This is a genomic window from Consotaella salsifontis, assembly GCF_900167365.1.
In the GTDB taxonomy this organism is placed as follows: domain Bacteria; phylum Pseudomonadota; class Alphaproteobacteria; order Rhizobiales; family Rhizobiaceae; genus Consotaella; species Consotaella salsifontis.
The window spans coordinates 171,693-191,289 of sequence record NZ_FUXL01000001.1; the positions used below are offsets into that span (position 1 = coordinate 171,693).

Annotated in this window: 21 protein-coding genes; 5 read left to right on the forward strand and 16 right to left on the reverse strand. The window is 64.1% G+C overall.

All coding sequences use genetic code 11. The features are described 5' to 3' along the window. Positions 1-69 precede the first annotated feature (69 nt). From B5D38_RS00820 to B5D38_RS00835, 4 genes are read right to left on the reverse strand one after another with little or no spacing between them, the layout of a single operon-like run. A complete protein-coding gene (locus B5D38_RS00820) occupies positions 70-594 on the reverse strand; it encodes a GNAT family N-acetyltransferase (RefSeq protein ID WP_078706704.1) in 525 nt (174 codons plus the stop codon). Positions 595-599: 5 nt separating this feature from the next. After that, positions 600-1,472 carry a 3-mercaptopyruvate sulfurtransferase gene (sseA, locus tag B5D38_RS00825; protein WP_078706473.1) on the reverse strand — a complete coding sequence of 291 codons (873 nt, stop codon included), beginning with the start codon at positions 1,470-1,472 and terminating at the stop codon, positions 600-602. A gap of 5 nt (positions 1,473-1,477) precedes the next feature. Next, positions 1,478-2,221 carry an alanyl-tRNA editing protein gene (locus tag B5D38_RS00830; RefSeq protein ID WP_078706474.1) on the reverse strand — a complete coding sequence of 248 codons (744 nt, stop codon included), beginning with the start codon at positions 2,219-2,221 and terminating at the stop codon, positions 1,478-1,480. Continuing rightward, positions 2,221-3,261 carry a cysteine synthase A gene (locus tag B5D38_RS00835; protein WP_078706475.1) on the reverse strand — a complete coding sequence of 347 codons (1,041 nt, stop codon included), beginning with the start codon at positions 3,259-3,261 and terminating at the stop codon, positions 2,221-2,223. The genes B5D38_RS00830 and B5D38_RS00835 overlap by 1 nt, the downstream gene beginning before the upstream one ends. 161 nt (positions 3,262-3,422) lie before the next feature. Here B5D38_RS00835 and B5D38_RS00840 point away from each other — a divergent pair, with 161 nt between their 5' ends. The 4 genes from B5D38_RS00840 (at position 3,423) to B5D38_RS00855 (ending at position 6,273) form a co-directional block, all read left to right on the forward strand. Beyond that, on the forward strand, positions 3,423-3,581 hold the full coding sequence (locus B5D38_RS00840; protein WP_078706476.1) for a YqaE/Pmp3 family membrane protein: 159 nt from the start codon (positions 3,423-3,425) through the stop codon (positions 3,579-3,581). Positions 3,582-3,802: 221 nt separating this feature from the next. Next, a complete protein-coding gene (gene rpsD / locus B5D38_RS00845; RefSeq protein WP_078706477.1) occupies positions 3,803-4,420 on the forward strand; it encodes a 30S ribosomal protein S4 in 618 nt (205 codons plus the stop codon). A gap of 147 nt (positions 4,421-4,567) precedes the next feature. Continuing rightward, positions 4,568-5,440 carry a tRNA 2-thiocytidine(32) synthetase TtcA gene (ttcA, locus tag B5D38_RS00850; RefSeq protein ID WP_078706478.1) on the forward strand — a complete coding sequence of 291 codons (873 nt, stop codon included), beginning with the start codon at positions 4,568-4,570 and terminating at the stop codon, positions 5,438-5,440. Continuing rightward, positions 5,437-6,273, forward strand: a complete 837-nt coding sequence (locus tag B5D38_RS00855; protein WP_078706479.1) for an inositol monophosphatase family protein — start codon at positions 5,437-5,439, stop codon at positions 6,271-6,273. The genes ttcA and B5D38_RS00855 overlap by 4 nt, the downstream gene beginning before the upstream one ends. Before the next feature lie 55 nt (positions 6,274-6,328). Here B5D38_RS00855 and B5D38_RS00860 read toward each other — a convergent pair whose 3' ends face one another. The 9 genes from B5D38_RS00860 to purC all read right to left on the reverse strand — a co-directional run bounded on the left by B5D38_RS00860 (position 6,329) and on the right by purC (position 14,039). Then, the gene (locus tag B5D38_RS00860; RefSeq protein WP_078706480.1) at positions 6,329-7,609 is read right to left on the reverse strand and encodes a multidrug effflux MFS transporter; all 1,281 of its coding nucleotides are present in this window, start codon (positions 7,607-7,609) and stop codon (positions 6,329-6,331) included. A 255-nt stretch (positions 7,610-7,864) separates the two neighbouring features. Beyond that, positions 7,865-8,212: a Grx4 family monothiol glutaredoxin gene (gene grxD, locus B5D38_RS00865; protein ID WP_078706705.1), complete on the reverse strand. Its 348-nt coding sequence runs from the start codon at positions 8,210-8,212 to the stop codon at positions 7,865-7,867. A 132-nt stretch (positions 8,213-8,344) separates the two neighbouring features. Then, a complete protein-coding gene (locus B5D38_RS00870; protein ID WP_078706481.1) occupies positions 8,345-8,578 on the reverse strand; it encodes a BolA/IbaG family iron-sulfur metabolism protein in 234 nt (77 codons plus the stop codon). A gap of 82 nt (positions 8,579-8,660) precedes the next feature. Then, complete coding sequence (purL, locus tag B5D38_RS00875; RefSeq protein ID WP_116002536.1) at positions 8,661-10,865, reverse strand: phosphoribosylformylglycinamidine synthase subunit PurL; 2,205 nt, start codon at positions 10,863-10,865, stop codon at positions 8,661-8,663. A gap of 150 nt (positions 10,866-11,015) precedes the next feature. Then, positions 11,016-11,555, reverse strand: a complete 540-nt coding sequence (locus B5D38_RS00880; RefSeq protein ID WP_131829837.1) for a hypothetical protein — start codon at positions 11,553-11,555, stop codon at positions 11,016-11,018. A 171-nt stretch (positions 11,556-11,726) separates the two neighbouring features. Continuing rightward, positions 11,727-12,146 carry a hypothetical protein gene (locus B5D38_RS00885; RefSeq protein WP_245318708.1) on the reverse strand — a complete coding sequence of 140 codons (420 nt, stop codon included), beginning with the start codon at positions 12,144-12,146 and terminating at the stop codon, positions 11,727-11,729. Between the two features lie 25 nt (positions 12,147-12,171). Then, positions 12,172-12,852, reverse strand: a complete 681-nt coding sequence (purQ, locus tag B5D38_RS00890; protein ID WP_078706484.1) for a phosphoribosylformylglycinamidine synthase subunit PurQ — start codon at positions 12,850-12,852, stop codon at positions 12,172-12,174. A 113-nt stretch (positions 12,853-12,965) separates the two neighbouring features. Then, positions 12,966-13,205 (reverse strand): phosphoribosylformylglycinamidine synthase subunit PurS, encoded by a 240-nt coding sequence (gene purS, locus B5D38_RS00895; protein ID WP_078706485.1) that lies wholly within the window; start codon positions 13,203-13,205, stop codon positions 12,966-12,968. Between the two features lie 69 nt (positions 13,206-13,274). Then, entirely contained in the window at positions 13,275-14,039 is a 765-nt protein-coding gene (gene purC, locus B5D38_RS00900; protein ID WP_078706486.1) for a phosphoribosylaminoimidazolesuccinocarboxamide synthase, read from the reverse strand. A gap of 247 nt (positions 14,040-14,286) precedes the next feature. Here purC and B5D38_RS00905 point away from each other — a divergent pair, with 247 nt between their 5' ends. Further along, complete coding sequence (locus B5D38_RS00905) at positions 14,287-14,619, forward strand: DUF1476 domain-containing protein (RefSeq protein WP_425349301.1); 333 nt, start codon at positions 14,287-14,289, stop codon at positions 14,617-14,619. A gap of 134 nt (positions 14,620-14,753) precedes the next feature. Here B5D38_RS00905 and B5D38_RS00910 read toward each other — a convergent pair whose 3' ends face one another. The 3 genes from B5D38_RS00910 to B5D38_RS00920 form a co-directional block, all read right to left on the reverse strand. Beyond that, positions 14,754-15,674: a formate/nitrite transporter family protein gene (locus B5D38_RS00910; protein WP_078706488.1), complete on the reverse strand. Its 921-nt coding sequence runs from the start codon at positions 15,672-15,674 to the stop codon at positions 14,754-14,756. Positions 15,675-15,685: 11 nt separating this feature from the next. Then, positions 15,686-17,818 (reverse strand): phosphate acetyltransferase, encoded by a 2,133-nt coding sequence (gene pta / locus B5D38_RS00915; RefSeq protein ID WP_078706489.1) that lies wholly within the window; start codon positions 17,816-17,818, stop codon positions 15,686-15,688. A gap of 305 nt (positions 17,819-18,123) precedes the next feature. Continuing rightward, complete coding sequence (locus tag B5D38_RS00920) at positions 18,124-19,329, reverse strand: acetate/propionate family kinase (RefSeq protein WP_078706490.1); 1,206 nt, start codon at positions 19,327-19,329, stop codon at positions 18,124-18,126. Between the last annotated feature and the right edge of the window lie 268 nt (positions 19,330-19,597).

Here is a 19,597-nt window from a genome sequence, read left to right on the forward strand (position 1 = left end):
AGCCGGGTGGAGACTATGCAACCCGGATCGATGACGCCAGTGTGTCCAGAGGCCGCCGGCGAAGAAAGCTCATCGAGGTTCGATGGCCGCCGTCAGCACCTCGCGCACGCCCACCGCCTCAAAGCCGCTGGTGCGGTAGAGCCGCAACGCCGCCGGGTGGTCCAGCGTGTTGGTCTCCAGCGAAAGCACCTCGCACCCGGTGGAGAGTCCGGCCTCGATCGCCCGCGTCAGCAATGGCCGCGCGAGCTTCTGGCCATGGAAATCCGGCAGCACCGCAAAATGCACGATGCGCGTTTCCCTGAGCTGCACCTTGTGCTCGGTCTCGAACCAGCCGGCCGGTGCGCCGTCGACATAGAGCACGTGAATGCCAATGGAGGGCGAGTGGATCTCCTGGGCAAGACGAGCGTCAGGCAGGTGGCGCGATGTCCAGTGGTGGGCCTTGCCGACCGTGTCGTAGAGATAGCGATAGAAGCCGACCGGAATGTTCGGCGCCCGCACGAGGGCATAGACGCGCCCATCGTCCGGCCACGGCAACAGCGGGCGCGCCGGCGGATAGATGATGAGCTGCGTTACGATGGCCTTGATCAGCGTCACGGGAATCAAGCCGACCGCGAGGAGGCCGCCCCGGTCTCGACCGGCGTGTCGGATTGAGAGCCCCACTCTGTCCAGGAACCGTCGTAGAGGCGGGTGTTCTCCACATCGAGCGCCGCCAGCGCAAGACTGATCACCGCCGCCGTCACCCCCGAGCCGCAGGAGGTCACAATGGGGCGGTCGAGGTCGAGGCCGGATTCGGCAAAGACGCGGCGCAGCTCCTCTTGCGGCTTCAGCCGGCCATCCTCGATCAGCTTGTCGAAGGGAAGGTTGGAGGCCCCCGGCATGTGGCCCGAGCGCAGCCCAGGGCGCGGCTCCGGTACCTCGGCGGTGAAGCGGGCGGACGCGCGCGCATCGGCGATCTGCTCGCTTTGGCTGGCCACGATCTCCCGCATCTCGGGCAGGAAGACGACGGCCTCTTCGTTGAAACTCGGGGTGAAGGTCGTCGCCCGCGGCTCCGCCGGACCGGCCTCCACGGGCAGGCCGGCGGCCTGCCATGCCGGAAAACCGCCATCGAGCACGCGCACGTCGCGGGCGCCGAAAGTCTTGAACAGCCACCAGACGCGCGGTGCGCTGAACAGCCCCTTGCTGTCGTAGACGACGATCGTGTCGGTCTGGGCGATGCCGAGCTTTCCGACCGCCTCCGCGAAGACCTCGGGCGTCGGCAGCGTGTGCGGCAGCGCCGAGCCCGGCAGGACGATCTCGTCTTGGTCGAACAGCACGGCGCCCGGAATGTGCGCGGCCTCGAACTCGGCGCGGGGCGAACGCTGTTCGGCGGGCATGGTCCACGAGGCATCGACGATGGAAAGGCCGCTACGCCCTGCCTGGTCGAGATGGCTTGCCAGCTCCTGCGGCGAAATGAGGAGGCTCTTCTTATGCATGAGCGTCAACCAGACTGGGGAAGGGAGCCGAAACGGATGCGGAAGCGCCGGTTGATCCGGCCCTTCTTTTCGATCTTGCCGATGTGGACGGCGCCGACCTCGCTGGTCCTGGCGACATGGGTCCCGCCACAAGGCTGGGTATCGACGCTCGAATTCTCGCCGATGCAGACGAGCCTGATGCGGCCGGAGCCGCGTGGCGGCTTGACGTTGGCCGATTTGACGAGGCCCGGATTGGCGTCGAGTTCCTCGTCGGTGATCCACTGGGTAAAAATGGGATGATCGGCCTCGACGAGAGCCATCATGGCCGCCGTCACGTCCGCCTTGTTCGCCTGTGCGTCGGGAATGTCGAAATCAACGCGGCTTTCCTCCTCGCCGACGGAGGCGCCGGTTATGGGGAAGGGGCAGACGACGGAGAGAAGATGGCAGGCGGTGTGCATGCGCATCAGCTTCAGGCGCCGGTCCCAATCGATTTCCTGAGTCATCATCTGGCCCAGGGAGAGCCCTTCCACCGGCTCTGCCGCCTGCAGAACGACGGAGTCCCGATTCGCGCCATAGACCGTATCGGTGATCCGGATGGTGCGGCCATCCGAGGTCCTGACAACGCCGGTGTCGCCGGGCTGGCCGCCGCCGGTCGCGAAGAAGATCGAGCGGTCGAATACGAGCCCGCGCTCGCCCTCGAACCCGACGAGCTCGGCCTCGGTGCTGCGAAGGTAGGAATCGTCCCTGTAGAGAATCTCTGTCGCGGCCATTACTCGACGGCCTCGAACGGCACGTTGAAGTTGGCTCTGTGTTCGAGCCACGCCGGCACGGGCAGGTCCTTGGCCCGGAGGAAGGCCGGGTTGTAGAGCTTCGACTGATAGCGCGCGCCGATATCGCAGAGGATCGTCACGATCGTATGGCCGGGGCCAAGTTCGCGCGCCATGCGGATGGCGCCGGCGATGTTGATGCCGGACGAACCGCCAAGGCAGAGCCCTTCGTCCTTGATCAGGTCGAAGAGGATCGGCAGCGCTTCCTCATCGCCGATGCGATAGGAGAAATCGGGCGTAAAGCCTTCGAGGTTGGCGGTGATGCGGCCTTGGCCGATGCCCTCCGTGACGGAGGAGCCCTCGGACTTCATCTCTCCCGATGTGTACCAGCTATAGAGAGCAGCGCCCCTCGGATCGGCGAGGCCGATCTTGATGTGGCCAGAGCGACGCTTGAGCCCCATCGCGGTGCCCGCCAGCGTGCCGCCCGTGCCGACCGCGCAGATGAAACCGTCGATCTGGCCGCCGGTCTGGGTCCAGATCTCTTCCGCCGTCGTGACGACATGCGCCTCGCGATTCGCCACGTTGTCGAACTGGTTGGCCCAGATCGCGCCCTGTGCGTGGGTCTCAGCGAGATGCTGGGCGAGGCGGCCCGACAGCTTCACGTAGTTGTTCGGGTCCTTGTACGGAACAGCCGGGACCTCGACCAGCTCCACACCGAGCAGGCGGAGCGCCGCCTTCTTTTCCTCGCTCTGGGTTTCCGGAATGACGATGACCGTCCTGTAGCCAAGGGCGTTGGCGACGAGGGCAAGTCCGATGCCGGTGTTGCCCGCCGTGCCCTCGACGATGATGCCGCCCGGCTGAAGCAGGTCCTCCGCCTCGGCTGCCCGGATGATCGCCAGCGCCGCCCGGTCCTTGACCGACTGGCCGGGATTCATGAATTCGGCCTTGCCGTAGATTTCGCACCCGGTGATCTCGGATGCCCGCTTCAAACGAATGAGCGGCGTGTTGCCGATTGCATCAACAACGGAATTCAGCCTGTCCATGAGCCTGCCACATCTCGATATCCGACGATGAACCTATGTCCGGGGGGCGTGCAAAGCAAGAATCTCCAGCGCCATGAGCCGCCTCAAATGTCCCGGCGAGGGAACGGCCGAACGGCCTTTGGCGTTGTCGAAGTAGTTTTCAGTGCCCCTCGGAGTTCTCGATGGACCTTATCCGAATTCTCATCGCCATCCTCCTGCCGCCCGTGGGCGTGTTCATGCAGGTCGGGTTCGGCAAACATTTCTGGATCAATATTCTGCTGACCCTTCTCGGCTATTTCCCCGGCATCATCCACGCGGTCTGGGTTATCGCCAAATACTGAGGAAGGGGCGTCGCAGGATTGACACAGCCGCCGGCGGCGTCTATCGACCACCGCAGCCAGTCGAAGGCTCTTCGGCTGGCTTTTTGACGTGTCCCGTGGACGAGGGCGGCTAGCGCCTGCCTCGTCCTGTCAGTCCGCCGAAGGCGGGCAGAGGAGGGCGCGTTTCCTCTATAGGTTCGTCGGCTCGTCCGTCGGATCGATTCGCTGTTGAAGGAAATGCGATGAGCAAGCGCGATTCAGTTAAGTATAAAATTGACCGCCGGATGGGCGAAAACATCTGGGGTCGCCCGAAGTCCCCGGTCAATCGTCGCCAGTATGGCCCCGGCCAGCATGGCCAGCGCCGCAAGGGCAAGATCTCGGACTTCGGTCTGCAGATGCGCGCCAAGCAGAAGCTCAAGGGCTACTATGGCGACGTGTCCGAGAAGCAGTTCCGCAAGGTTTATGAAGAGGCCGCGCGCCGCAAGGGCGACACCTCGGAAAACCTGATCGGCCTGCTGGAGTCCCGCCTCGACGCCCTGGTCTATCGTGCCAAGTTCGTGCCCACGATCTTCGCCGCGCGCCAGTTCGTCAACCACGGCCATGTCAACGTCAACGGACGCCGGACCAACATCGGCTCCTACCGCTGCAAGCCGGGCGACGTCATCGAGGTGCGCGAGAAGTCGAAGCAGCTCGCCATCGTCATCGAGGCGACCCAGCTCGCCGAGCGCGACGTGCCGGACTACCTCGAGGTCGATCACCAGAAGATGGTCGCGACCTACGCCCGCACGCCGGGCCTGGGCGACGTGCCCTATCCGGTTCAGATGGAACCCAATCTGGTCGTCGAGTTCTACTCGCGCTAAACAACGGCGCGAGGCTCTGCGAAACACGAAAGGCCGCCTCGTGCGGCCTTTTGCTTGTTCAGGTGCCGGAAGAATGCCTGCGCCGGCGGGTGCAGTCCTCGAGCCGCCGTCGCGGCGATCGCCAGAGATGAACCCGAAGGCTTTGAGATGCGCGACCAGGAAATTGAGAGCTGGAGCGGAGAGGACGCAGGGGAGGGGCCGGATTGCCACCCACTCTTTCGCGACGCACCGAGCAGCGTATCCTTCAAGAAGCTGCGCAAGCGCCTCCTGAGGCAGGTGCGCGAGGCAATCGAAGAGTTTGCCATGGCGCGCCCCGGCGCGCGCTGGCTCGTCGGCCTCTCGGGCGGCAAGGATTCCTACGCTCTCCTCGCTGTGCTGCACGACCTTTCCTGGCGCGGCCTCCTGCCGGTCGACCTTCTCGCCTGCAATCTGGACCAGGGGCAACCGGGATTTCCCAAGGAGATCTTGCCGAACTTTCTCTCGGCCCACGGCATCGCCCACCGCATCGAATACCGCGACACTTATTCCATCGTCACCGACAAGGTGCCGGAAGGCGCGACCTACTGCTCGCTCTGCTCGCGCCTGCGGCGCGGTCACCTCTACCGCGTCGCGCGCGAGGAGGGCTGCGAGGCGCTGGTTCTCGGCCATCATCGGGATGACGCGCTGGAGACGTTTTTCATGAACCTCTTCCATGGCGGCCGGTTGGCGGCGATGCCGCCCAAGCTCGTTAACGACGAGGGCGACGTGATGGTGCTGCGCCCGCTGATCCGCGCCGCCGAGGAGGACCTTGGACGCTTCTCCGCAGCTCTGGGTTTCCCCATCATCCCGTGCGATCTCTGCGGCAGCCAGGACGGCCTGCAGCGAAACGCCATGAAGGCGATGCTCGTCGATCTGGAACGCCGGTTTCCCGGGCGTAAGGACGTCATGATTCGCGCGCTCGCCCATGTCCGCCCGAGCCATCTTCTCGATCCGGCTCTCTTCGATTTCGCAGCGCTCAGCCCCGGAAAGGATCTCCCGTGACCAATCCCGTCGAACTCGACCAACTCGTCGCCATTCTGAGGGATGCTGCACGGGAGGAGATTCTGCCACGCTTCCGCCGGCTGGAGCCCTCGGCCATCCGCGCCAAGACGTCGGCGATCGACCTGGTGACGGAGGCGGATGAAGCCGCCGAGCGGGCGATCCGAGCACACTGCGCCGCCCTTTGGCCGGAGGCCGCGTTCGTGGGCGAGGAGGGCGTCGCCGCCGACCCAAGCCTTCTCGGCAAGGTCGCAACGGCCGATCTTGCCATCGTCGTCGATCCGATCGATGGCACTGCGAACTATGCGGCGGGCGCACCACTCTTCGCGGTCATGGCTTCGGTGGTTGCCAAGGGCGAGACGGTGGCGGGCGTGATCTACGATCCGCTCGGCGACGACGCCATGGTGGCGGAAAAGGGAAGCGGCGCCTTTCTGAAGCGCCCGGACGGCTCCGGTCATAGGCTCGCTGTCGCAACGCCCCCGGCGCTGGAGGATGCGGTCGGCGCCGCCTCGCTCACCTACTTCGCCAAGGCCTTCAAGCCGGAACTCTTCGAACGTTTGGCAAGTCTTCGCTCGATCGTGAACTATCGTTGTGCCGGCCACGAATGGCGGCTTGCCGCCTCAGGCCATCTCCACTTCCTGAGCTATCACAAGCTGATGCCCTGGGATCACTTGGCGGGGGCTCTGATCTTCACCGAGGCCGGCGGCTTCGTGCGCCGATTGGACGGTTCGCCCTACCGCACGAGCCATGTCGCGGGAGGCCTGCTGGCGGCCTGCAACGAGGACAGCTGGCATTCGCTCTACGAGCGGGTTTTCAAGGACATGGCGAACGACTGAGGCGTTTGGAGCGGTCCGGTGATCCTCGGGCCGCTCCGCGCGTCACCGCCGCGGGCTATTCTGCTGCTTCGCCAGCATTGACCGTGGCGGGGGGCGGGGGAGCCGGGAGATGACGAGGCGTGAAGAGGCGCCCACCCTCGGCCATGAAGACCAGCCCCAGCGACACGATACCCAGCGTCACGAAGCCGCCGAACAGCGGAATCAGCGTGCCATTGTAAAGAAAGCCGATGGTCGCGCCGAGCAGGCCGCCCAGCACGGTCTGGAGAAACCCCAGGGCCGAGGAGGCGGTGCCGGCGATATGGCCCAGCGGGTCCATGGCCAACGCGTTGAAGTTGGTGCCGATGAAGCCGAAGAAGCAGAACAGCGGCACGAACAGCGAGAAGAACAGCCAGAACGGCGGAGCGCCATCGTTGACGAGCGACGCGATGAGCTCGGCTGATGCGACGATGATCAGGCCGATCAATGCCGCGTGGGAAAGCTTGCGCATGCCGAAGCGGCGCACCAGCCGGGAATTAAGGAAGCTCGAGGCCGCCATGAAGACGGCGACCGCCGAGAAATACAGGGTGAACTCGGGACCGAAGCTGAAGACCTCGGTATAGATCTGCTCGGCCTGATTGATGAAGGCGAAGAGCACCCCGAAGATGACCGAGGCCGCGAGCGTGTAGCCGAAGGCGATGCGGTTCGTGAAGACCGCGCCAAAGGCCTCTCTCACCCGGCGGACGTTAAGCTCCCGCCGGTCCTCGGGGTGGAGCGTTTCGGGCAGGCGCAAGGCGACCCATGCCAGCACGACCATGCCGAAAAGGAAGATGACGAGCGAGATCTCGCGCCAGCTGCCGAAAAGCAGGACCAGCTGCCCGACATTGGGCGCGACCACCGGGATCACCATGAAGACCATCATCACCAGCGACATGACGCTCGCCATCTGACGTCCGCCGAAGCAGTCGCGCACCACCGAGATGGCGATCACCCGCGTCGCGGCCGTGCCGGTTCCCTGGAGCGCGCGGCAGAGGAGGAGGATACCGAAAGTCGGGGCGAAGATGGAGGCGAGTGCCGCGACGGCATAGATGCTGAGTCCCGCATAGAGCAGCGGCTTGCGCCCGAAGCGATCCGACAGGGGCCCGTAGAATATCTGCGTCACACCGAAGCCGAGCATGTAGGAGCTGATCACCAGCTGACGGCTGTTCTCCGACTCGACATTCAGCGCCTGACCGATGTTCTGAAGCGCGGGAATGAAGATATCGATCGCCGCCGAGTTGAGTGCCATCAGGCTGGCGACCAAGGTCACCAGTTCCCAATAGGGAATGCCGCGCGAATCTCGGACGGGCGCGTCGTTCATGGCCAAACCTCTTGGGATGTGACGTCGGTAAGGTAGCGAGGGGAGCCGGTTTGGCAAGAGCGGGCAACGCTCAGGCCAAACTTGCCGTTCGGCGCCTGATAGACGCCTCGCAAAACCGATCAGACCATTGAAAAACCCTCCGGCGGGCCGGAGGGTTAGGGGTGGTTGGAAAGGCGCCCTTGGCGGCGTCCTTCACTGCTCGTCGTGGATCTGACGTGGAGGGTGGGAGCGCCTCTCGCGCCGAATCCCAAACCGCTACTCGGCCGCGGGCGCGTCCGTCTGAGTCGCCACGCCCTTGTCGGCGAAGAGCGACTTCAGCTCACCGGCCTGGAACATCTCCTTGACGATGTCGCAGCCGCCGACGAACTCGCCCTTCACGAAGAGCTGGGGCAGCGTGGGCCACTGGCTGTATTCCTTGACGCCCTGACGCAGATCGTCGGACGTCAGGATGTTGATGCCCTTATAGGGGACGCCGAGATAGTCGAGGATCTGGACGACCTGCCCGGAGAACCCGCACTGCGGGAAGTCCGGCGTGCCCTTCATGAAGAGCACCACGTCGTTGCCCTTGACCTCGCTGTCGATCCAATTGCTGATTTCGCTCATCTCGATGCCGTCCTGTTGATGCCGGAAAGCGGCCTGCTTATCGCGCGTCAAGCGGGCCGTAAAGCTCTGGTGGTGAAAGCGGAATCCGCGCGCTCGGCGATTCTTGCGCGCGCTGGCTCCGCAGCCTATCCCTCACTTGGGAGCGCTGGTCTGCAATGCAAGGGCATGAAGGGCGCCGCCCATCTTGCCCTGAAGCGCGCGATAGACCAGCTGATGCTGCTCGACCCTCGACTTTCCGCGAAAGCTCTCCGAGACCACTTCCGCCGCATAATGATCGCCATCACCGGCCAGATCGCGGATGCTGACCACGGCGTCGGGAATCGCCGTCTTGATCATCGCCTCGATTTCCCGAGCATCCATCGCCATCGTGCAGCTCCCTCGACGCACTGATCTCATCCTCGATACGATACGAGCCGCAGGGGAGCGGATCAATCGCTCGCGCCCGAGATCACGCCACCGTCTCACCCGACATATAGGCAGGGAACCAGGATTCAAAAGCCGCGCGCATCGTGACGACGGACAGCGCAAGACGATCTCTCACGACAAGTTCGTCGCCGCCGACCTTTCCCAGTCGGCGAAGGGGAATGCCTGCCTCGGCGGCTTCCGCTTCGAGTTGGTCCGCTTCGGCTGCGGGCAGGGCAACCACGTAGCGGGCCTGGTCCTCGCCGAAGAGCAGGGCATGGAGTGAACCATCGCCCGGATCGATCGCCGCGCCACGGCCCGACTCGATGCACATTTCCGCGAGCGCGATGGCAAGGCCGCCATCGGAGAGGTCGTGACAGGTTTGGACGCGGCCGCCTCGAATCAGCGCGCGCACGAACTCGCCATGTCGGCGCTCCTCCGCCAGATCGACCGGCGGCGGGGCTCCGTCTTCGCGGCCCTCCATCTCGCGCAGGAAGACCGATGCACCGAGGTGGCTGCCGTCACGGCCCACCAGGAAGAGCACATCGCCCTCTTTCATGGTGCCGATACGCGCCAGCTTCGAGCGGTCGCGGATGAGGCCGACGCCGCCGATGGTCGGCGTCGGCAGAATGGCGGCGCCCTGCGTCTCGTTGTAGAGCGACACGTTGCCGGAAACGATCGGGAAATCGAGAGCCTCGCAGGCGGCGCCGATGCCCTGGATGGCCTTGACGAACTGGCCCATGATCTCCGGCTTTTCGGGATTGCCGAAGTTGAGGTTGTCGGTGGCGGCCAAGGGTTCCGCCCCAACTGCGGTAAGATTACGCCAGCACTCGGCCACGGCCTGCATGCCGCCCTGGTAGGGGTCGGCCTCGCAATAGCGTGGAGTGACGTCGCAGGAGAAGGCGAGCGCCTTGGTCGGATGGCCATCGACGCGCACGACGCCGGCGTCGCCTCCCGGCGTTTGGAGGCCGTTGCCCTGAATCAGCGTGTCGTACTGCTCGAAGACCCAGCGGCGCGACGACAGGTCGGACGAGCCGAGCAGCTTCAGAAGCGTTGCGGCGTAGTCGGCAGGCTCGGCGATATCAGCGGCATGAATCACGGCGGCCGGGGCCGGCTCGATCCATGGGCGGTCGTACTCCGGTGCCTCGTCGCCCAGCTCCTTGATCGGAAGGTCGGCGACCTCGCGTCCCTCCCACAGCACACGGAAACGAAGATCATCCGTGGTTCGGCCGACAATGGCAAAGTCGAGCCCCCACTTGCGGAAGATCGCTTCGGCCTGCTCGCGCTTTTCCGGCACCAGAACCATGAGCATCCGCTCCTGGCTCTCCGACAGCATCATCTCGAAGGCGCTCATGTGGGTTTCGCGCACCGGCACCTTGTCGAGATCCAGCTCGATGCCGAGGTCGCCCTTGGCGCCCATCTCGACGGCCGAGCATGTCAGCCCCGCCGCGCCCATGTCCTGGATCGCGACGACGGCGCCCGTCGCCATGAGCTCGAGGCATGCCTCCAGGAGGCACTTTTCGGTGAAGGGATCGCCCACCTGGACGGTCGGCCGCTTTTCCTCGATGTCCGCGTCGAACTCGGCCGAGGCCATGGTCGCGCCGCCGACGCCGTCCCGTCCCGTCTTGGCGCCAAGATAAACGACGGGCAGGCCGACGCCCTTCGCCTCGGAATAGAAGATCGCGTCGGTCTTCGCCAGGCCGGCGGCGAAGGCGTTGACCAAGCAATTGCCGTTGTAGCGGGCGTGGAAGTTGACCTCGCCGCCAACGGTCGGCACGCCGAACGAATTGCCGTAGCCGCCGACGCCGGCCACGATGCCGGAAACGAGGTGCCGCGTCTTCGGGTGGTCCGGCGCGCCGAAGCGCAGCGCGTTCATCGCCGCGATCGGCCGGGCGCCCATGGTGAAGACATCGCGCAGGATGCCGCCGACGCCCGTCGCCGCTCCTTGATAGGGCTCAATGTAGGACGGGTGGTTGTGGCTCTCCATCTTGAAGACCACGCAGTCGCCGTCGTCGATGTCGACGACGCCGGCGTTCTCCCCAGGCCCCTGAATGACGCGCGGACCGCTCGTCGGCAGTGTGCGCAGCCACTTCTTGGAGGACTTGTAGGAACAGTGCTCGTTCCACATGGCCGAGAAGATGCCGAGCTCCGTCAGCGTCGGCGTCCGGCCGACAAGCCTCAGAATGTGCTCGTACTCGGCGGGCTTGAGGCCGAGGGACTCAGCGAGCGCCGGTGTGACATGCGGTTCCACGAGCTTGTCTCCGTCACTTGGCCGACCGGGAGCGGTCGCGTCGATGGGTCGGGAAGCATTCCGCCGCAGCGGCTGCGAACCTCCGTCTAGAACATCGGAGAGGCGATGGGAATGAGGCTTGAGGGCTGGCAGGCTCGACAGGCCCGCAGGTCACAAACTTTCCTCGTTCGGAGGCTGTCGAAGCAGCCACCATCCAAAGGCCAGAGCATAGAAGTAGGAGAAGAGTTCGAGCGTCTCCTCGATCTCCATCATATGCATGCGCTCCCCATATTCGGCCGCCATCAGGAGAGCAGCCGAGACCAAAAGCGGCCAGAACGTCAGGCTCCATCGAGGGCGGAAGATGCCTGGAAGGTGGCGACGCTGAAGGACGAAATAGGCGAGGACGAGGAGGGCACCCGCCGTCATCAAACCGTATTTCCAAGTGTGCGTCAGGCATCCGCCGCCACTGTAGAAGTGGCTGGTGCAGGACGGCACCTCGCGCAGAACAGCCGAATAGAGAAAGTATGCGGCGCCGCAGGCGAGCAATCCCACGGGGCTGCGCGAGCGCCACGCCCGGACAACGAGCGTGACCGCTGCCAGCCCCACGATCGCCGCCTGGATCCACTCGATAGGCCCGTCCTCGTCGAACCAGGGGGCCGCCGATGGCACCTGAGTGTGGAAGAACCAGCCTATGGCCAAGCCGACCAGCAAGGCGATGATCCCTGCTGGCAGCCATATCAACAGGGAAGGGGAGGATATGCCCTCATCCGTGGATGAGGACGTGGGAACGGATGAATCGCTGAACATGACGCCTTCATGACACGCGAAAACGTGAGCGTCATCACGGCGTCAAAAAAATAAGTTGTCAGAACAATTCATATGTCAGGCCGAGCAGCTGTCGCGCCCCGTCCGCCAACGCGCGAGGTCGGATTGGACGCGCGGCGCAACCGAGCTCTCGCCGGTGAGAGGCCCGTAGATGGCGACCTCCGAGGAGCCGCTCTGACCCTCAACGACCAGGAGCGGGCGCGCCTCAGGATGGCCACGCGGCACCAGCAAAAAGCGAGGCCGCCCCGAATAGGAAGACAACTCCGGAGCCAACGAGTAGGCGGCGAAAACCGGATCCTTGGACTTGAACCAGCAGCGGTTGGCGTTGAGGGCCAGCCGTTCCATCCGGTCAAGGCCAGTATCCACCACAGGCTTCTCGACGGTCGATGAACTCGAACAGGCGCAGAGCCCCGCAAGAGCCGCAAGGGCGATCACGGCGCAGGCGCGTGTCATGGTCGAAGACGGCAAAGTGCTCATCCGAAAAACCGAACCTTCTTTGCCTTTAGGCCGCCTTGAGGGCGCTGCCGCCCATGACGCTCTCGAATATGCCCCGGCCGTCCGTTCCGCCGTGTTCTGGCTCGATCAGGTTTTCGGGATGTGGCATCAGGCCGAGAACATTGCCCGCCTCGTTAATGATGCCGGCGATGTCGTGGACCGCGCCGTTGGGGTTCGTCCCCTCGGCATAGCGGAAGACCACCTGGCCGTTTCCTTCGACGCGCGCTAGGATGTCCTCGTCGGCGAAGTAGTTGCCGTCATGGTGCGCCACAGGGCAGCGGATGATCTGCCCGTTGCCGTAGGCCGTGGTGAAGCGCGTCTCGGCGTTGGCGACCTTCAGCTTCACCTCGCGACAGACGAATCGCAGCGACGTGTTCCGCATCAGGACGCCGGGCAGAAGGCCCGTCTCGCAGAGAATCTGGAAACCGTTGCAGACGCCCAGCACCGGAACACCACGACCCGCCGCCTCTGCAACCGCCCGCATGACCGGAGCGCGCGCGGCGATGGCGCCGCAACGCAGATAGTCGCCATAGGAAAAACCGCCCGGAATGACGATGAGGTCGACGGGCGGGATCGAAGTTTCGGTCTGCCATACCGTCGCCGGCGCCCGGCCGCTGATCTTGGTCAGCGCCGCGATCATGTCGCGGTCGCGGTTGAGGCCTGGAAGAATGACGACGGCGGTGTTCATTGGCTTTCGGGTCTCTCGGGCACAATGCCGAAAAGCCGCATGGCTTCTCGGAAAAGGTTACGTCAAAACAGAACGCTAGAGCGAAATGCCGATTCCGAGGAAGCGCCTTCGCCCTAGAATATCTCGACGGTGTAGTTCTCGATCACCGTGTTGGCGAGAAGCTTGTCGCACATCGCCCGGAGATCAGCTTCGGCGGCCGCTCGATCTTCCGTGTCGAGGTCGACGTCGAACACCTTTCCTTGGCGCACGCCGCCAACGCCCGAAAAGCCGAGGGCGCCCAGCGCTCCCTGGATGGCCTTGCCCTGTGGATCGAGGACGCCGCTCTTGAGCGTCACGATGATGCGCGCCTTCATGACGGGATCAATCTACCTTGCGAGGAACAATACGAAGATGCTGTCGGGGTCCCGGTGCCAGCCTGCGGGCTACTTGACCAACACCGGGCCGGAAGGGCGGGGCGAATCGTTCTCATTCATGATGCCGAGACGGCGCGCCACTTCCTGATAGGCCTCGACCAGCCCGCCCATGTCCCGCCGGAAGCGGTCCTTGTCGAGCTTGTCATGGGTCTGGGTGTCCCACAGCCGGCAGCAGTCGGGCGAAATCTCGTCGGCGACGACGATGCGCATCATGTCGCCCTCGAACAGGCGCCCGGTCTCCATCTTGAAGTCGACGAGCTGAATGCCGACGCCGAGGAAGAGGCCCGAGAGGAAATCGTTGACGCGGATCGCCAGCGCCATGATGTCGTCGATCTCCTGGGGGCTGGCCCAGCCGAAGGCCGTGATATGCTCTTCGGAAACCATCGGATCGTCGAGCGCGTCGGCCTTGTAGTAGAATTCGATGATCGAGCGCGGAAGAACGGTGCCTTCCTCGATGCCGAGGCGCTTGGCCAAAGAGCCCGCCGCGATGTTGCGCACAACGACCTCGAGCGGAATGATCTCGACCTCGCGGATCAGCTGCTCGCGCATGTTGAGGCGGCGGATGAAATGGGTCGGGATGCCCATCTTGTTGAGATGAGTGAAGATGTGCTCGGAGATGCGGTTGTTGAGGACACCCTTGCCGTCGACGACTTCGTGCTTCTTCTTGTTGAAGGCGGTCGCGTCGTCCTTGAAGAACTGGACGAGCGTCCCTGGCTCCGGGCCCTCGTAAAGGATCTTGGCCTTGCCTTCGTAAATACGGCGGCGACGTGTCATGATGTGCTCTATCTGGTGGATGCGCTGCTGGGGCAGACGACAACTTGGGTCTTTGAGCGGTGAATAGACCAAGCGGCCTCGGTAAACAATCGCCGCAGCATCCAAATTGGGAGCTGTGCCATGCCAAGGCAAGCCGCCGGATGGACTATCCCCGAGAATTTGGCGGTTCCGCAGCCATGGAAAACAAGGCGGGCCAGTGCTATCCTTTTCGCAGCAACTGACGTTGTTGGGAGGAGCCGACATGTCGATGAGCGATCGTAGCCGCGAGTTCGAGGCCGGCTATGTGCAGGACGAAACCTTGCGCTTTCGGATCAGGACGCGGCGGAACGAACTTCTTGGATATTGGGCCGCGCAGAAGCTCGAAAAGTCCAATATCGAAGGTCGGGCTTATGCCAAGGAGCTCGCCGAAAAGCACGTGAACGCGCCGGGCGACGATGAGATATTCGCAAGGATCAGAGCTGACTTTGATGAGGCGGGCGTTCGCCAATCGGACCATCAGATCCGCCGCACGATGAGCGAGCTCATGACGAAGGCTGAGCAGCAGGTGCGCGAAGGGACCGACGGAACCCTCGACGACTGAAGCTGCCATCTCTCCGCCAGCCCTAAGCTGGCCACGGGATGCGGGACAGGCGGCGACGCCGGAAGGGGCGCTACCCTTCTGGACGAAGACGCCGTCGGCTTGCAGGCCGCCCGTCGCCCCCATGCCCTGGCGTTTCAGTCGTGCTTCAGTTCCTTCGCCACGATTCCGGGACGGCGATAGATGAACCAGTAGACGCCGCCGACGAGAAGCGCGCCCCCCACCCAGTTGCCGGCGGTGACGGCCACGAGATTGTTGATGACCCCTGACCATGGAATTTCAGGCGCGGCACCGCCATGCGCCGACCAGAAGCTCTTGGGCGCGCCCCAGGAGATGAAGAGGCCGAGGGCGAGATAGTACATGTTGGCAACGCAGTGCTCGAAGCCTGCTGCCACGAAGGCCGTCACCGGAAAGACAATGGCGATGATGCGATCGGCAACGGTGCGGCCCGCCAGCGCCAGCCACACGGCAAGACACACCAGCACGTTGCAGAGGATACCCAGCGCGAAGGCTTGGCCGAAGGGCAGGGCAGCTTTTGCCTCCGCGTAGTGAACCGCTGCCGCTCCCACGGCGCCACCGCCGAAGGCGAACTGGCCGGACGCGAAGACCAGCGCGGCGGTGATCACGCCGCCGACCAGGTTTCCGAGCCAGACCGTGGTCCAGACCTTGACCATCTTAGCCGTCGTCAGCCGTCGGCTCGCCCATGCCATCACCATAAGCATGTCGCCGGTGAAGAGCTGCGCGCCCCCGATCAGCACCAGGATCAGGCCGAGAGAGAAGGTCAGCCCCGCCAGAAGCCGAATGACGCCATAGGGCAGAATGCCCTCGGCGCCTGCCACCACGGTGGTGGCGAACATCGCGCCAAGGCCGATGAAGGCGCCGGCGAGCATGGCAAGCGCAAACAACGTGGCAGGGTCACTCGCGGCCTTCTTGACGCCGAGGTCCTCGGCCGCGACAGCGATCGAGGCGGGGGCCAGGGAGCCGCCCGCCTCGATGCCGCGAAAGAAGGAGGATGGGACCGCTCCGGTTCCATCCTTGATTTCCTGTCGAACCGTCACGTAACGCCTTTCTATTCCGCCGCGATGAGGCTGGCCGCCTTTTCAGGCTCGGTTTGCTGGGACTGGATCGCGGTGAGCGCGATGGTGAAGACGATGTCGTCCACCAGCGCGCCGCGAGACAGGTCGTTGACCGGCTTGCGCAATCCCTGAAGCATCGGGCCGACGCTGACCACGTGGGCCGAGCGCTGAACCGCCTTGTAAGTGGTGTTGCCGGTGTTGAGGTCGGGGAAGATGAAGACGTTGGCGCGCCCCGCGACCGGGCTGCCCGGAGCCTTGGAGCGGGCGACGCTCTCAACGCTCGCGGCGTCGTACTGCATCGGGCCGTCGATGAGAACGTCGGGCCGCTTGGCCTTGGCCATCTCCGTGGCGGCGCGAACCTTCTCCACGTCGTCGCCCGAACCGGAGGTGCCGGTCGAATAGGAGATCATCGCGACGCGGGGGTCCAGGCCGAACGCCTTGGCCGTATCGGCGGACTGGACCGCGATATCGGCGAGCTGCTCGGCCGTCGGGTTGGGATTGACCGCGCAATCGCCATAGACCAGCACCTGATCCGGCATGAGCATGAAGAACACGCTGGAGACGATCGATTCGCCCGGTTTGGTCTTGATCAGCTGAAGGGCCGGCCGGATGGTGTTGGCCGTGGTGTGGACGGCACCGGAAACCAGCCCGTCGACCTCGCCGAGCGCCAGCATGACCGTGCCGAGGACGACGTTATCCTCCAGCTGTGCCGCCGCCTGGGGCGCCGTCAGCCCCTTGCTCTTGCGCAGTTCCACCATCGTCGGAATGTAGCGGGCGCGCACCGCCTCCGGATCGATGATCTCGAGGTCCGCCGGCAGCTCGAGCTGCTGTGCGCGGGCGAGGCTCTCGATCTCCGCCCGATCGCCGAGCAGCACGCAATGCGCGATGCCCTTTTGCTGGCAGGTGATGGCGGCCTGGATGGTGCGCGGCTCGTTGCCTTCCGGCAGCACGATCCGCCGGTTCGCCGCGTGGGCGAGCTGGATCAGCCGGTGGCGGAAGCTCGGCGGCGACATTCTGAGTTCCGTCGGCTCGCCGATGCGCTGGCGAAGGACGCTTGTATCCATGTGGTCGGCGATAAAGGCAATGACGCGCTCCATATGAACGCTGTCGTCGCGGCTGACGTGATAGCTGAGGTGGGAGAGCCGCGAGGCCGTCACGTATGTATCGTCGGGCGAGCTCAGGATCGGCATCGCGTTCTTGCCCGGCGAGGTGATGAGTTCGGCCACCTGATCGGCGAGCAGCGAGCCACAGGAAAGAAGCATGCCGGCCAAAGGCACGCCGCGCTCATTGGCGAGGGCCGCGGCCAGCGCGATATCGCTACGCTCGCCGGGGGTGACGACCAGCGTGCCGGGGCGCAGGCGGCGGATGATGTTTTCGACCGTGCGCGCGGCGACCACGATCTCCTGAACCCGGATTTGGTCGAGGCCGGAGCCTTGGACGACCTTGAGGTCGAGCGACGAAACGATGTCCGAGAGGCGCGGCGCGTTCAGCGTTGAAGCGTACGGAATGGCCGACAGGATCTCGCAATCGATGCCGTCGGAGATTTTCAGTGCCGCCTTGACGGCCTCCGTGTTTCCTTCGCTCGGCATCTTGTTGATGATGATGCCGGGGAAGCGACGCTTGGTTTCCTGGAGATACTGTTGGCGCGCCAGCGTCACCGTCTCCGCCAGAGCCTTGGGATCGTATTCCGCGCCGGAGAGCACGGGAATCACGTCCGCGCCGAGGCTGCGGGCGATTTCCACGTTGAGGCGCTGCGCCAGCTGAGCGGCTGCAAGGGGGATGAGTCCCTCGACGATCACCGCGTCATGGTCGGCCTTCATCGCCTCGACCATGTTCACGACTTCCTCGAGGAGGGAGTCCATTTCGCCCTTTGCAACCAGCTCGACGGCCTTTTCGAAGGCAATCGACTCGGGCGAGTGGACGAAACAGAGGGTCCTGGCGAAATGGCTGGACGTCTCGCCGCCCGAGCTCGACTTTGAGCGCCCGGTCACGTCCGGTTGGGAGATCGGCTTGACGAAACCGACCTTGATTCCGTCGCGCTGGAGCGCCCGCACCACACCGAGGGCGACCGAGGTCAAGCCGACATCCATGGCGAGGGGGGCAAGGAAAAGAATGCGAGTGGACATATTCGTGGTTCCCTGAATGCCGTTTGATCAGGACCGCGACACCTTCGGCCCGTCGTGGACTTACGCACGTCGAAACTCGAACCGGCGTCGCCTTCAGGCCATCCCTGGACGCAGAGCGCCGATCCCGGAACGGCCTACATTATGCAATGCCGATGAGACCCCGTCTCGCGGTATGTCCCATCGGGAGTATCTCTCCATCAGCCGCGCGCGGTTCCGTAAGGTAACCGAAGCACCAGGTTCTCGGGCCTTGTCGACCTGATCTCCGAGCCCTGGTGCTTGTTTCCTTCGGTCACGCGTCGCGGGCGTCAGGCCACGACACCCGCGAGCTCGGCGGTGTCCTTGGCGATCAACCATTCCTCGTTGGTGCCGATCACGGCGGCGATCGGCGATTTGCTGGAGCTGATCACGCCACCCTCGCCACCGACCATCCGCTGATTGGCGGCTTCGTCAAGCGTCAGGCCGAGCGGGGCGAGCCTGGCGATCGTCTTCTTGCGCATCAGGACCGAATTCTCGCCGATGCCGCCGGTGAAGACCAGCGCGTCAAGTCTCGGCAGCGACATGGCCAGAGCGCCGACATAGCGCGCAAGGCGATGGACGAATACATCGAGCGCGAGGATGGCGCGCTCATCGCCCTTCGCCGCCGCCGCTTCGAGCGTGCGGCAGTCGTTGGAGATGCCCGACAGGCCGAGAAGTCCGCTCTTGCGGTTGAGGAGATTGTCGAGCTGGTCGACGCTCATCTTGTCCTCGCGGCCGATATAGAGCACGGCGGCGGGGTCGATGTCGCCCGAGCGGGTGCCCATGACCAGGCCTTCCAACGGCGACATGCCCATGCTGGTATCGACGCTGCGACCGTTATGGACGGCGGTCGCCGAGCAGCCATTGCCCAGATGGGCGATGACGATGCCGTGGTCGTTGGGGTCGAGGCCAAGAACCTTGACCGCTTCCATCGAGATGAAGCGGTGGCTTGTCCCATGGTAGCCGTAACGGCGAATGCCGTACTTCTCGTAGAACTCCATTGGAATGGCATAGAAATATGCCTCCGGAGCCATGGACTTGACGTGGAAGGAGGTATCGAAGGCCGCCGCGTGCGGAACGTTGGGAAGCTCCTCGCGCCCGATCTTGATGCCGAGCACGTTTGGCGGATTGTGCAGCGGCGCGCGGTGATTGCACTTCTCGATCTCGGCGAGAACCTCGTCGGTGATCAGCGTCGTTTCGGTGAACTGCTCGCCGCCGTGAATGACGCGGTGGCCCACCGCCGCGACGGAACCCAGGAGGTTCTGCTCCTTCAGGATTTCGATCAGCGTTCCAAGCGCGACATGGTGGTCGCCGCTGTTGGCCAAGGGGCGCTGTGTCTTCCCCCCGTTCTGCTTCACGGTGAGGCGGCTCTCGGGCTGGCCGAGGTTTTCCGCAAGGCCCGAAAGCATCGGCTCGCGCTCGCCCGCCGCCAGGAGCGCGAACTTCAACGATGAAGAACCGCAGTTGATGACCAGGATCAGAGGTTTATCGACCATGTCGTGTTCTTTGCCCACCGGGAAAAAAGTCATCCCGCAAAATATGTTGATCGGATACGCCTGTCGAATGCCTTAGGCCGGCAAAAGATCGAGCATTGCCTGGAAAGCTTTCTTTTCTCCTGGCTGCTGGCTCGAAAAATCGTCATCGTCCGTCTTTTCGATCAGGCCGTCATAACTCTCCCGAGGTCACTGAAGGACCAGCTCAGGATATCCCGTCAGATGACGCCTCCGAGCCATGTCATCATTGATCATGGTCAAGCCAACTCGC

Coding starts and splice junctions, on each gene's coding strand:
- sseA (WP_078706473.1), bottom strand. CDS start 1,472: ATGCATAAGAAGAGCCTCCTCATTTCGCCGCAGGAGCTGGCAAGCCAT.
- B5D38_RS00830 (WP_078706474.1), bottom strand. CDS start 2,221: ATGGCCGCGACAGAGATTCTCTACAGGGACGATTCCTACCTTCGCAGC.
- B5D38_RS00835 (WP_078706475.1), bottom strand. CDS start 3,261: ATGGACAGGCTGAATTCCGTTGTTGATGCAATCGGCAACACGCCGCTC.
- B5D38_RS00840 (WP_078706476.1), top strand. CDS start 3,423: ATGGACCTTATCCGAATTCTCATCGCCATCCTCCTGCCGCCCGTGGGC.
- rpsD (WP_078706477.1), top strand. CDS start 3,803: ATGAGCAAGCGCGATTCAGTTAAGTATAAAATTGACCGCCGGATGGGC.
- ttcA (WP_078706478.1), top strand. CDS start 4,568: ATGCGCGACCAGGAAATTGAGAGCTGGAGCGGAGAGGACGCAGGGGAG.
- B5D38_RS00860 (WP_078706480.1), bottom strand. CDS start 7,609: ATGAACGACGCGCCCGTCCGAGATTCGCGCGGCATTCCCTATTGGGAA.
- grxD (WP_078706705.1), bottom strand. CDS start 8,212: ATGAGCGAAATCAGCAATTGGATCGACAGCGAGGTCAAGGGCAACGAC.
- B5D38_RS00870 (WP_078706481.1), bottom strand. CDS start 8,578: ATGGCGATGGATGCTCGGGAAATCGAGGCGATGATCAAGACGGCGATT.
- B5D38_RS00885 (WP_245318708.1), bottom strand. CDS start 12,146: ATGAGCACTTTGCCGTCTTCGACCATGACACGCGCCTGCGCCGTGATC.
- purQ (WP_078706484.1), bottom strand. CDS start 12,852: ATGAACACCGCCGTCGTCATTCTTCCAGGCCTCAACCGCGACCGCGAC.
- purS (WP_078706485.1), bottom strand. CDS start 13,205: ATGAAGGCGCGCATCATCGTGACGCTCAAGAGCGGCGTCCTCGATCCA.
- purC (WP_078706486.1), bottom strand. CDS start 14,039: ATGACACGTCGCCGCCGTATTTACGAAGGCAAGGCCAAGATCCTTTAC.
- B5D38_RS00905 (WP_425349301.1), top strand. CDS start 14,287: ATGAGCGATCGTAGCCGCGAGTTCGAGGCCGGCTATGTGCAGGACGAA.
- pta (WP_078706489.1), bottom strand. CDS start 17,818: ATGTCCACTCGCATTCTTTTCCTTGCCCCCCTCGCCATGGATGTCGGC.
- B5D38_RS00920 (WP_078706490.1), bottom strand. CDS start 19,329: ATGGTCGATAAACCTCTGATCCTGGTCATCAACTGCGGTTCTTCATCG.